At 69.2% G+C, this 12,223-nt stretch carries 8 protein-coding genes; 7 read left to right on the forward strand and 1 reads right to left on the reverse strand.

Annotated features, from left to right (window positions below):
- Positions 1-102: 102 nt before the first annotated feature.
- Complete coding sequence (locus ABZ371_RS07385; protein WP_358674835.1) at positions 103-1,245, forward strand: glycoside hydrolase family 76 protein; 1,143 nt, start codon at positions 103-105, stop codon at positions 1,243-1,245.
- A gap of 168 nt (positions 1,246-1,413) precedes the next feature.
- On the opposite strand, the gene ABZ371_RS07390 is transcribed toward ABZ371_RS07385, so the two are convergent.
- Positions 1,414-2,757 (reverse strand): ROK family transcriptional regulator, encoded by a 1,344-nt coding sequence (locus tag ABZ371_RS07390; RefSeq protein WP_358674809.1) that lies wholly within the window; start codon positions 2,755-2,757, stop codon positions 1,414-1,416.
- A gap of 24 nt (positions 2,758-2,781) precedes the next feature.
- Between ABZ371_RS07390 and ABZ371_RS07395 the strand changes: the two genes are divergently transcribed.
- The 6 genes from ABZ371_RS07395 (at position 2,782) to ABZ371_RS07420 (ending at position 12,072) form a co-directional block, all read left to right on the forward strand.
- Positions 2,782-4,266 (forward strand): sugar ABC transporter ATP-binding protein, encoded by a 1,485-nt coding sequence (locus ABZ371_RS07395; RefSeq protein WP_358674812.1) that lies wholly within the window; start codon positions 2,782-2,784, stop codon positions 4,264-4,266.
- Positions 4,263-5,351, forward strand: coding sequence for an ABC transporter permease (locus ABZ371_RS07400; RefSeq protein WP_358674815.1), 1,089 nt, complete (start codon positions 4,263-4,265; stop codon positions 5,349-5,351). The genes ABZ371_RS07395 and ABZ371_RS07400 overlap by 4 nt, the downstream gene beginning before the upstream one ends.
- The gene (locus ABZ371_RS07405) at positions 5,348-6,379 is read left to right on the forward strand and encodes an ABC transporter permease (RefSeq protein ID WP_358674818.1); all 1,032 of its coding nucleotides are present in this window, start codon (positions 5,348-5,350) and stop codon (positions 6,377-6,379) included. The genes ABZ371_RS07400 and ABZ371_RS07405 overlap by 4 nt, the downstream gene beginning before the upstream one ends.
- Positions 6,376-7,611, forward strand: a complete 1,236-nt coding sequence (locus ABZ371_RS07410) for a substrate-binding domain-containing protein (protein WP_358674821.1) — start codon at positions 6,376-6,378, stop codon at positions 7,609-7,611. Before ABZ371_RS07405 ends, ABZ371_RS07410 begins: the two co-directional genes overlap by 4 nt.
- Complete coding sequence (locus ABZ371_RS07415; RefSeq protein WP_358674824.1) at positions 7,608-8,516, forward strand: sugar phosphate isomerase/epimerase; 909 nt, start codon at positions 7,608-7,610, stop codon at positions 8,514-8,516. Before ABZ371_RS07410 ends, ABZ371_RS07415 begins: the two co-directional genes overlap by 4 nt.
- An 82-nt stretch (positions 8,517-8,598) precedes the next feature.
- A complete protein-coding gene (locus ABZ371_RS07420; protein ID WP_358674826.1) occupies positions 8,599-12,072 on the forward strand; it encodes a ThuA domain-containing protein in 3,474 nt (1,157 codons plus the stop codon).
- The last annotated feature ends 151 nt before the right edge of the window (positions 12,073-12,223 follow it).

Raw genomic sequence — 12,223 nt, forward strand, 5'->3', positions numbered from 1 at the left:
GATGCCCCGGCCTCTCCATCAGCGGTGTCTGCGGACGCTCACGATCTCCGCAGGCACTCCCGCGGGACCAGGTCCACCGCACACACACATAGGAGGACGCACATGATCAGACGTAGAACGTTACTCGCGGCAGCAGCGGCGATCGGTGTCACCGCGGTCGGCGGGACAGCTTCGCGGAGTCCCGCGGAGGCGACGGAGCGCACTTCGGCCGACGCGCCCGGCGCCAGGGTGCTGGGAACTGTCAACACCGATGCGGCCTTCGCCGCGCTGAACAGCGCCTTCCTCATCTCCGACGGAGGGCAGCGGTACTACAAGACGTCCCTCAACAACGCGGAGAAGGACTACTTCTGGCGTCAGGCGCTGGACATCCAAGCGGTACAGGACGTGCACGACAGCGCCCCACGTGCGGAAACCCGTGATCTGGTCACCCGACTCCTCGACACATTCCTGCAGCAGAACCGAGGTTCGGGTGCGTTGTACGACTGGAACTGGAACGAGTACAACGACGATCTGCTCTGGGCCGGACTGGCCTTCGTGAGAGGCCACAAGATCACAGGCAACCAGACCTACCTGAATCAGGCGAGGTACGCCTTCGACCGCGTCTACGACCGGGGCTGGGACAACGCCCTCGGCGGCGGCATCTGGTGGGACATCCGCAGACGCGACAAGAACGCGCTCAGCAACAGCCCGGCGGTCATCCTCGGCTGCCTGATCTACGAGTCCAACGGGGACCGCGGATATCTGGACAAGGCACGAGCGATCTTCGACTGGCTGTGGGCGAGGTTGCTCGACCGCTCGACCGGCGGTGTGTACGAGACCATGTACGCCGACGGAACTCGATCGAGCGGACAGTCGGTGTACTCGGCAGGTGCCTTCGTCGGCGCCGCTCAAGCCCTGTACCGGAACCAAGGCCAAGGAAGCCTGTTCGACGATGCCAGACGGACGGTCGACTGGGTCATCCGGGACCGCACCGCCAACGGGATCATGACCAACGGGCAACGGGAGGGCACGTGGCAGTCGGAGTTCGCCCGAGGGATGGGCGAGTTCGTCCGTGAGAACAGCCTCTGGGATCAGTACTACGACTTCATGAAGCGCAACGCGGATGCGGCATGGAGCGCCCGGCGTACCGACCTCAACTTGACCTGGAACCGTTGGGACGCGCAGACACCGCGCGATGACACCAGGGCGATCGAGGCCATCGGTGCGGTGATCATGCAAGCGGTCACTCCGGTCAGCCGGCCGTAGCGACGAGCGTGTGATGGGGACCCGCTGGATGCGACGAGCCGGGTGTGGCTTCGGCATCCGGTGGGTTCACCTCTTGCTTGGTGCGATGCGCCCGAGTGCGTGGTGCACCGCCGAGTTCGAGAGGGGGCGGCCGATCACCGGGTTCGCGCCTTCGAGTGTCCTTCGCGGTCACACGGCCGACGCGTCCGTCGTGAGGGCGCGGTCGATCTGGGCAGGGGCCAGGGCGTGCTCGATCGCCAGGATGCCGGCACCGATCGCGCCCGCGTTCTCGCCGATCCGGCTCGGCTCGATCCGCAGGACGTCAGTCGCCAGCGGGTTGGACCGGCGGTAGACCGCCTCGCGGACCCCCGCGAGAAGTTGGTCGTGCACGGCGGCCAGGGCGCCGCCGACGACGACCGTCTCCGGGTTGAAGAAGTTCACCAGCCCGGACAGCACCTCGCCGACCGCGCGGCCGGCCTCGCGGACCATCCGGACGGCCTCGCGATTTCCCTCCCTGACCAACTGCACGATGTCGAGGGTTCCGACAGCCTCCAGTCCCAGTTCCCGCAGCTGTTCGGCCAGTGCGGCACCTCCCGCGATTGCCTCAAGGCAGCCAGAGTTGCCGCACCGGCATGGCTCCTCCCGCTCACCGACGCGGATGTGCCCGATGTCTCCGGCCGACCCCCGCGCGCCCCGGTGGATGCGGCCGTCGGCGACGATGCCGCAGCCGATGCCAGTGCCGACCTTCAGGTACAGCAGATGCAACGTGCTGAAAAAGGCCCGGCGTTGCTCGGCCAAGGCCATGACGTTCACATCGTTGTCCACCAGTGCCCGGACACCGAACCGTTCCTCGAAGAAATCGGGAATGGGGTAGTGGTGCCAACCAGGCATGATCGGCGGATCCACCGGGCGTCCGGTCGAGAACTCCACCGGGCCAGGCACGCCGACGCCGATGGCACGCAGCGTCCGCGGGCCGTTACCGTCACCTGCTTCGAGCAGCATGCGCAGGGTGCGCTCGACGTGGCCGAGGACCGCCTCGGGCCCGTCCTCAATGGTCAACGGCTCCTCGCGGGCTACGAGCAGGGCGCCGCTGATGTCCAGCAGCCCCACCCGGCAGTGCGAGGCCCCGATGTCGACACCGGCGATGGCGTGGTCGTGGGTCCGCAAAGAGAGCCGACGCGGCGGGCGTCCGCCGGTGGAGGGTGCCTCGGAGTCCTCGTCGATGAAGCCGTGGGCGATAAGGGCGTCGACGCGCTGGGAGACGGTGGAGCGGGCGAGTCCGGTACGCCGGGCGATCTCGGCGCGCGTGACGGCGACGCCAGAACCGATCAGAGCCAACACCTCGCCGGGCGTCTGGCCGGGCGGGGCACCCGGGGCGGTGCTGTGATCCGACGACAAAGGCGACGAGAAATATGCGTTCACAGTAGCAACCTTAAGGATCGTCTCGGCTGTGGACCATACTTTGTTCGACGATCGGGCAAAGTCGAGCCTCTGGTGCTGTAAACATTTGTGCTTCAGCTGTTGACAGGACAAAGTTAGCTCGCAATCCTGCCGGACATGCTGACGATGAGCAGTGTCTCGAAGAGCTTCCTCGGGGCGAGGGTGTTACACGGGGTGTCACTCGACCTGGAACCGGGCGAGGTTCACGCCCTGGTCGGGGAGAACGGCGCGGGCAAGTCCACGTTGATGAAGGTGCTCGCCGGGGAGCACGCCCCTGACGAGGGCACCATCACCCTCGACGGCACCACCCGCGCCTTCTCGCACCCCGTACAGGCACAAGCCGCCGGAATCGCTCTCATCCATCAGGAGTTCGCCCTCCTCCCGCACCGCACCGTCGCGGAGAACGTCTTCCTCGGCCGCGAGCCGGTGCGCCGGGGGCTGGTCGACAGGCGGGCGATGGAGCGGCGCACCGCCGAGCTGCTCGCAGAGCTGGACGAAACCGGGATCGACCCCCGTATGCACATCAAGGAACTGTCGGTGGCCCGGCAGCAGACCGTGGAGATCGTCAAGGCGCTGGCCGCCTCCGAGGTCCGCGTCCTGGTCATGGACGAGCCGACCGCCCCCCTGGCCGACCACGAGGTGGAACTGCTCTATGCGCTGATCCGCCGGCTCGCCGCCCGTGGCATCGGGATTCTCTACATCAGCCACCGGCTGCGGGAGGTCTTCGACCTCTCCCAGCGCATCACCGTACTGAAGGACGGCCGCAAGGTTGCCGCCCTCACCACCGCCGAGACCACCCCCGACGAGGTGGTGCGGGCCATGGTCGGCCGTGCGCTGCGCTCCTACTACCCGCCCCGCGCCGAACCCGGAGACATCGGCGGGCCGCTCCTGACCGTCACCGACGCCGGCAACGAGCGCCTCACGGGCATCGGGCTGACCTTGCGCGCCGGCGAGGTCACCGGGGTCGCCGGCTTACAGGGCTCGGGTCGCACCTCGCTGGTGCGGGCCCTGTTCGGCGCCGCGCCCTTCACCCGCGGCCGGATGACCGTATCGGACCGGCCACTGCTGCCCAACAGTCCGCGGCAGGCGATCCGCGGTGGCATCGCACTGGTCACCGAGGACCGCAAGGCCGAGGGCCTGGCGCTGCGTCAGTCCGTACGTGACAACGCCCTGCTCGTCACCCGGGCCGTCTCCGGCGTCGGGAGACAGGACGTCGCCGGGTTGCTGGAGCGGGTCGCGCTGCGCTCCCGCGGCCTGGACCAGGAGGTGCGCTACCTCTCCGGGGGCAACCAGCAGAAGGTGGTCATCGCCAAGTGGCTCGCCGCCCGTCCCCGGGTGCTGCTGTTCGACGAACCGACCCGTGGTGTGGACGTCGGTGCGAAGTCCGCGATCCACACGCTCGTGCGCGAACTCGCCCGGGAGGGGCTCGCCGTGCTCATCGTCTCCTCCGAATTGCCTGAGCTGATCGGCATGAGCGACCGGATCCTGGTGATGGCCGACGGAGCGCTGGTGGGCGAACTGCCCGCGGGCGCCACCGAGGAGGATGTCATGCGGCTGGCGACCGGGGACACCGCCGACCGGTTCGAGGGGAGTGCCGCATGACGGCCGTACCTGGCGGGCCCGCGGCACAGGTCGCGCCCCGCAGGCCGAACCCCCTGTCCCGCATCCGCCTCGGCGACCCCGTGGTCGCCGTGTGGCTGGCCGCGCTCGCGGTCACCCTCGTCGGCTGGATCGTCGTGGCCGCGGACGGCGGCGAGTTCATGACGCGATCCACCGTCACGGGCATCCTCCAGAACTCGGTCGCCCTGGGCCTGGTCGCGGTCGGCCAGTCGGTGGTGATCCTCACCGGCTCCCTCGACCTCTCCGTCGCGTACCTCGTCAGCCTCGGGACCCTGGTGGCCGCGGAGATGATGGAGAGCGGCAGCGGCCTCACCGCGGTCCTGGCGGTCCTTGCGCTGTCCGCCGTCGTCGGCGTCGCGAACGGGCTGATCGTCACCGGGCTGAAGGTCAACGCGTTCATCGCGACGCTCGGCATGGCGTTCATCCTGCGCGGCTACATTGAGGACACCTACACCGGCCCCGCCGGCCACGTGCCCGCCTCCTTCCGGCGTCTGGGCTACGACCGCATCGGTTTCGTGCCCGTCTCCGTTCTCCTGCTGATCGCGGTCGCCGTCGTCGCCTGGCTGATCACCCGGCGCACACGCCTCGGCCACCACATGTACGCCACCGGCGGCGACGAGCACGCCGCCCGGCTGTCCGGCGTGCGCACCGGACGCACCGTCGTCCTGGCGCACGTCCTGTGCTCGCTGTGCGTCGGTGCCGCTGCCCTGTTCCTCGCCGCCCGGCTCGGCGCGGGCGCCCCCTGGGCGGGCACGGACGCACGCTACGACCTGGAGTCGATCGCCGCCGTCGTGCTCGGAGGCACGGCTCTCGCCGGCGGACGCGGCGGAGTGACCGGCACCCTCGGCGGCGTCCTGGTCCTCTCTGTGCTGGACAGCATCTTCAACCAGCTCTCCGTCGACCCGTTCTTCAAGAATGTCGTGCGCGGGGTCGTCATCATCGCCGCCGTCGCCCTCTACGCCCGGCCCCGCTCGGAACGGCCCTCCGGACGGCCGCGCCGCGGTGGCCGGGGACGGGCGAAACAGGGCGGGACGCCGGGGCTCCCGAGGCAGGAGCAGTCCGCATGACCACCACCATCACGACCGAGACCCACACCCCGAACACCGCCGTCCGGGCGGTCCGGCGCCTGGGCACCGGCGCCCCCGTCTACGGGCTCCTCGTCGTCCTGCTCGCCGCCCTGGCGATCACCGACCCCGGCTTCTACGACCCCGACAGTTTCCTCGCCTTCGTCAAACGCGCAGCCCCGCTGGTGATCCTCGCCGTGGGCCAGTACCTCGTCATCGTCTCCGGTGGCTTCGACCTCTCCGTCGGCGCAGTGGTGACCGCCGGAGTGGTGGCCGGAGCCGAGTTCTACGGCTCCTACCCGGACGCCCCCTGGTTGCTCGTCACCGCCGGGCTCCTGGTGGCCGGGGCGGTGGTGGGGCTGGCCAACGGGCTCATCACCACCAGGTTACGGGTGCCGTCGTTCATCACCACCCTCGGCATGATGCTGATCCTCGAAGGTGCCGTCTTCTACTGGACCGGCGGCTCACCACAGGGCGTACTGCCCCAGAACTTCCGGGAGTTCGGGCGTGGCACCGCGGGTGGCTGGCTGCCCTGGGCGGTTCCCGCCTGCGTCCTGGTCGGCGCCGCCGCGGTGTGGCTGATGCGTTCCGACTTCGGCCGCACGCTCCTCGCCACCGGGGACAGCGAACGCGCGGCGAACCTTGCGGGCGTTCGCGTCCCCCGCGTTCGCACCCTCGCGTTCGTGCTCTCGGGCACGGCCGCCGCCCTGGCGGCGGTGCTCGTCGCGGGCTTCTCCGGTGTCTCCGCCCAGGCGGGCCGCGGCCTGGAGTTCGAGGCCATCACCGCGGTCGTGCTCGGCGGGGTCCTCCTCGGCGGCGGACGCGGATCCGTCGTGGCCGCCATGGCCGGGGCCTTCTCCCTCCAGGCGCTCTTCACACTGCTCAACCTCCAAGGCGTCTCCGGCGCGCTGGAGTCCACCGTCCAGGGCGTCATCGTCATCGCGGCCGTCGGTCTCGGAGCCACCGGGCGTCCGGGACTGAACCGCTTACGCCGTCACCGATCACAACCATCCGGAGGCACCTCCTCATGAGCCGCGCACTTCGTACCGGACGACCTGGCGGCCACGCCCGTCCAGCCGTCCCACTCGTCGCCCTTCTGACAGCGGCGCTGCTGTCGTCCTGCTCATCCGATGTGCCCCAGGACGACGCGGCGGGCGGCGCCACCGCCTCGGCGCAGTCCCAGAACAGCGGCGAGGAGTCGAAGTTCTTCGATCCGGCGGCGTACGAGCGCCAGCTCGCGCTCGCCGGGACAACACCTCAGGGCCCGGCGGACAAGCCGTGGGAGCAGATGCTGGACCCGGAGATGACCAAGGCGTCGAAGTACGCCAAGACGGGAGGCGCCAAGGACGTCCACCTCTGCTTCTCCAACGCCGGCGTCTTCAACCCCTGGCGGCAGGTGGGACTCAAGAGCATGAAGGCGGAGGTGGAACTGCACGACGAGATCACTAAGTTCACCGTTCTGGACGCGCAGGGCAAGGACGACAAGCAGATCTCCGACATCCAGCAGCTGTCCGGTCAGGACTGCGACGCGCTCATCGTCTCGCCCAACACCACCGCCACCCTCACCCCGGCGGTGCAGGAGGCCTGCGGCAAGCTACCGGTGATCGTGTTCGACCGGGGCGTGCAGACCGACTGCGGAGTCACCTTCATCAGCCCCATCGGCGGCTATGCCTACGGTGCCGCGGCAGCCGACTTCCTGGTCGACAAGGTGGACAAGGGCGGCAAGATCGTCGCGCTGCGCATCTCGCCCGGTGTGGACGTCCTGGAAAATCGCTGGGCCGCCGCTGAGAAGGCCTTCGACAAGGCCGGACTCGAGGTGGCCGAGGTGAAGTTCACCGACGGCGACCCCTCGAAGACCAAGTCGATCGTCGCGGACGCCCTCTCCAGGCACGGCACGATCGACGGGATCTGGATGGACTCCGGTGCCACCGCCGTCGCGGCGGTCGAGGCCTTCGAGGACGCGGGCAAGGACGTGCCACCGATCACCGGCGAGGACCAGCAGGACTTCCTCCAGGCATGGAAGGACAAGGAGCTCACCGCCATCGCACCGGCATACCCGACCTTCCAGTGGCGCACGCCGGTGATCGCCGCGCTGCGCATCCTGGGGGGTAAGGAGGTTCCGAAGCAGTGGACCCTGCCCCAGCCGGTCGTGACCGAGGACAACTTTGACCAGTACTACAAGGAGGGCATGCCGCCCCTGCACTACGGCGCCTGCGGCTGCGAGAAGCTGCCCGGCTACCCCGGTGACTGGGGTGGCAAGTGAGGCCGGCCGTGCGGCGCGAGATCGGCGCCAACCCCTGGATCTGGCATTCACCGGTCACCGGGGAGGCCCTCGCCGAAGTGCTGCCGCGCCTCGCCGGGTGGGGCTTCGACTGCGTCGAGATCCCGCTGGAACAGCCCGGCGACTGGCAGCCCGCCAACGTCGCCAAGCTCATGGGCGACCAGGGCCTCACGCCCGCCGCGGTGCTCGCGGTGATGCCGCCGGGACGCGATCTCGTCCGCGCCGACCCCCCCGTGGTCCGCGCCGCCCAGGACTACCTACGGCAGTGCGTCGACGCGGCCGCGCGGATCGGTGCGCCGGTCGTGGCCGGCCCCGTCTACGCTGCCGTCGGCCGCACCTGGCAGATGGACGACGCCGAGCGGACAGCGGCGTACGAGCAGTGGCGGGAGAACATCGCGCCAGTCGTCGCGCACGCCGCCGAGACGGGCGTCCGGATTGCCGTCGAACCACTCAACCGGTACGAGACGAGTCTGTTCAACACCGTCGATCAGACGGTGGCAGCGATGGACGGGCTGCCCGCCCGCACCATCGGCATCGCGCTCGACACATACCACCAGAACATCGAGGAGCGCTCACTGCCCGACGCTGTACGTCGAGCCACGGGCCGCCTCTTTCACGTCCAGGTGTGCGCCAACGACCGGGGCGCGCCGGGCGACGACCATCTGGACTGGCCGGGCTTCCTCGACGCCCTGGACGCCGAGGGCCACCAAGGGCCGCTGTGCATCGAGTCGTTCACCGCGCACAACGCGACGATCGCGGTCGCCGCCTCCGTGTGGCGGCCCCTCGCTCCCAGCCAGGACGCCCTCGCCACCCGGGGCCTGGCCTTCCTCCGGGAGACTGAACGCCGTCCCGCCCGCCCCGCGCTCTTCAGCCCGCCGCCGGCCTGACATCCCACCGCTCGTGTTCCACGCACCTCGTCCGGATTCCCCGGGATTTCCCCTGTCCGATCCACGACTGCAGGAGCCGCACATGAGATCAACGATGACGAGATGGGTGCTGAGCTTAGTCAGCTCCACCCTCCTCGTAACCGGCCTGGCCACACCGGCCACCGCCCATCCGGAGGGCTTCCACGTCCTCCTGTTCACCAAGACCGCGCCGGGCGCCTACCGGCACGACTCCATCCCAGCCGCCACCACCATGTTCGACCAGGTCGCCGCCGAACGCGGATGGGAGCTGACCAAGAGCGAGAACGCGGCAGTCTTCAACGACGCCGACCTCGCCGAGTACGACGTGGTAGCCATGGTCCAGACCTCCGGCATGGTCTGGGAGACGGACGCCCAGCGCCAGGCCGTGCAGAAGTACGTGCACAACGGCGGTGGCATCGCGGCCGTCCACAACACGCTCGACATGGGCATCGAGAACGACTTCCCCTGGTGGGACGAACTGGTCAACGGCGGCGCCCACATGCCCGCCCACTCGCCCGGCAGTCTCCAGGGCACCGTCAAGGTCGCCGACCGGGTCCACCCCTCCGCCTCGCACCTTCCCGACCGCTGGACACGCACGGAGGAGTGGTACAACTTCGACCCGAACCCGCGCGGCGATGTGCACGTACTGGTCACCGCCGATGAGACCACGTACAACCCGGGCAGCGAGGCCATGGGGCCCGACCACCCGATCTCCTGGTGCCGCGACGCCGAGGGCGGCAGCGTGTGGGCCACCGCCATGGGCCACGACGCAGCCAGCTACTCGGACCCGCAGTTCCGCAACCACGTGGTGGGCGGGGTCGAGACCGCGGGCGGCAAGGTCAAGGCGGACTGCGGCCCGACGACCTGGGGCGCCTACGAGAAGGTCCCGCTGGACGAGAACACCACAGGCCCGGCGGCCCTGGACATCGCCGACGACGGCCGGGTGTTCTACGCCGAGTACGGCGGCAAGGTGAAGGTCCACAAGCCCGGCAGCGGCGATGTGGTCACCGCCGCCACGATCGACGTCTACACCGGCGGCGAGGACGGACTGACCGGCCTCGCACTGGACCCGAACTTCGCCACCAACCACTGGATCTACCTGATGTACTCGCCGGCCGGCGGCACCGAGGACATCGCCCGCGTATCGCGGTTCACCGTCAACGGCGACAGTCTCGACAAGGCCAGCGAGAAGGTCGTCATGAAGGTCCCCTCTTCACGCCAGTCACCGGAACCAGGCCACACCGGCGGTTACATCACGTTCGGGCCCAACGGCAACCTCTACATCGGCACCGGTGACGACACCGAGCCGTTCCGCTCCGACGGCTATGCCCCGATCGACGAGCGTGCGGGACGTGCCGACAACGACGTCCAGCGCACCTCGGCCAACACCAACGACCTGCGCGGCAAGATCCTCCGCATCCATCCGGAAGCCAACGGCACCTACACCGTCCCGGCAGGCAACATGTTCGCGCCGGGCACTGCGAAGACCAAGCCCGAGATCTACGTGATGGGCTTCCGTAATCCCTTCAGGTTCTCCGTCGACCCCGCCGACGGCACCCTGTACGCAGCCGACTACGGACCGGACGCCGGCTCCGACAACGCCGCCCGAGGCCCGGCGGCGATCGTCGAGTGGAACATCATCAAGCAACCCGGCTTCTACGGCTGGCCGTACTGCGTCGGCGACAACATTCCCTACCGCGACTACAACTACGCCACCGGCCAGTCCGGCCCCAACTTCAACTGTGCCGCCCCGGTCAACAACTCGCCCAACAACACCGGCCTCACCAACCTCCCGGCGGCCAAGAAGGCGGACGTCTGGTACGGCAACGGCGCCAATGGCGGGAAGTTCCCGGAGATGGGCGACGGCGGTGAGGCGCCCGCCGCCTTCCCCGTGTACCACTACGACCCCGACAACCCGTCGGAGACGAAGTTCCCGGCCTACTTCGACAGGACGCCGTTCTTCGGCGAGTGGTCGCGCAACGACCTGCACGAATTCCGGCTGGACGACGACGGGAAGCTACTCAAGATCAACGACTTCCTGCCGAACCTGAGCTTCAAGTCCCCGATGGACATGAAGTTCGGCCCGGACGGGGCGATGTACCTGCTGGAGTGGGGAAGTGGCTTCGGCCGGGACAACCCGGACGCCGGCCTCTACCGCATCGACTACAGCTCGGGTGACCGGCGTCCCCTCGCTGTGGCCACCGCGACCCCCACGTCCGGGCCCGCACCGCTGACCGTGAAGTTCTCCAGTGACGGATCGCGCGACCCGGAGGGTGGCACACTCACCTACCGCTGGGACTTCGGCGATGGTGCGACCTCCGACCAGGCATCCCCGACGCACACCTATACAGCGAAGGGGCAGTTCACCGCCCAGCTCACGGTCACCGACACCGGCGGCCGTAACGGCACCGCCAACCTCACCGTGACCTCAGGCAACAGGGCGCCGACCGTGAAGCTCTCCCTGCCGAACGGCGGCATGTACGACTGGGGCGACCGGATCCCGTACACGGTGAACGTCACCGACCCGGAGGACGGCACGATCGACTGCACCAAAGTCAGAACCGTGCCCTCGCTCGGACATGACGAGCACGCGCACGACACCGACGCGATCACCGGCTGCTCGGGCACCATCGTCCCGGAGACCGACACCGGCCACGCCGACCTGAACGTGTCCTACGTCGCCTCCTCCAGCTACACGGACAAGGGCGCCTCCGGAGCGCCCGCCCTGGCCGGCAGTGCCAAGGCGGTACTCCAGCCCAAGCACAAGCAGGCCGAGTACCACACCCGGCAGTCCGGCGTCCGGGTCGTCTCACAGGGCGGCGCAGAGTCCGGGGGCCGGCTCGGCGACATCAGCAACAACGACTGGGTCTCCTACTCGCCGGTCAACTTCACCGGCATCGACAAGGTCTCGCTGCGGCTGTCCTCACCCTCCGGCGGAGGCACGGTCGAGCTGCGCGACGGCTCACCGACCGGCGCGCTGATCGCCACTGTGCCGGTTCCGAGCACGGCTGGCTGGGACAATTACCAGAGCACACCGGCGGTCGATGTCACCAAGCCCGGCGGGACGACCGAGCTCTACCTGGTCTTCAAGACCGCGCCGGCCGGCTCGTACGACATCGACTCGATGACCTTCGTCGGGAAAGGCGTCGGCCAGGGCGGCGCGTCCGTCCCGGCACAGATCACCGGCATCGGCGGAAAGTGCGTCGACGTCAACGGCCGGAGCGCGACGAATGGCGCCAAGGTGCAACTGTGGGGCTGCAACGGCGGTGACAACCAGAAGTGGCAGGCCACGGGCTCCACACTCCGGTCGATGGGCAAGTGCCTCGACGTGGACGCCGCGGGCACGGCTAACGGAACCAAGGTCCAGCTGTGGGACTGCCACGGCGGCACCAATCAGGACTGGTCCGTGCAGTCGGACGGCACCATCCGCAACCGCGGCGTCTGCCTGGACACGGCCGGTAGCAGTGGGGCGGACGGAACCCAGTTGGTCATCAACCGCTGCGACGGCCGCGCGTCGCAGAAGTGGACGGTGACATGACCGGTCGGGGCTGATCGGCAGGCGCGGGACCGGGGCCCCCCCCCCCTGCGCGCCTCCCCAAAAGCGTGGCGCCCACCCCCACCCCTGCGGCCGCTGCAAGCGGGGTGGTGGCGCGGGGGCCGCCGCGTGCAGGGCCCCGGCGCCAACACCC

This window comes from Streptomyces sp. NPDC005899 (genome assembly GCF_040629645.1).
In the GTDB taxonomy this organism is placed as follows: domain Bacteria; phylum Actinomycetota; class Actinomycetes; order Streptomycetales; family Streptomycetaceae; genus Streptomyces.

Bases quoted from the DNA above. Each gene is read 5' to 3' on its own strand.
- ABZ371_RS07385 (WP_358674835.1), top strand. From the start codon at position 103: ATGATCAGACGTAGAACGTTACTCGCGGCAGCAGCGGCGATCGGTGTC.
- ABZ371_RS07395 (WP_358674812.1), top strand. From the start codon at position 2,782: ATGCTGACGATGAGCAGTGTCTCGAAGAGCTTCCTCGGGGCGAGGGTG.
- ABZ371_RS07400 (WP_358674815.1), top strand. From the start codon at position 4,263: ATGACGGCCGTACCTGGCGGGCCCGCGGCACAGGTCGCGCCCCGCAGG.
- ABZ371_RS07405 (WP_358674818.1), top strand. From the start codon at position 5,348: ATGACCACCACCATCACGACCGAGACCCACACCCCGAACACCGCCGTC.
- ABZ371_RS07410 (WP_358674821.1), top strand. From the start codon at position 6,376: ATGAGCCGCGCACTTCGTACCGGACGACCTGGCGGCCACGCCCGTCCA.
- ABZ371_RS07420 (WP_358674826.1), top strand. From the start codon at position 8,599: ATGAGATCAACGATGACGAGATGGGTGCTGAGCTTAGTCAGCTCCACC.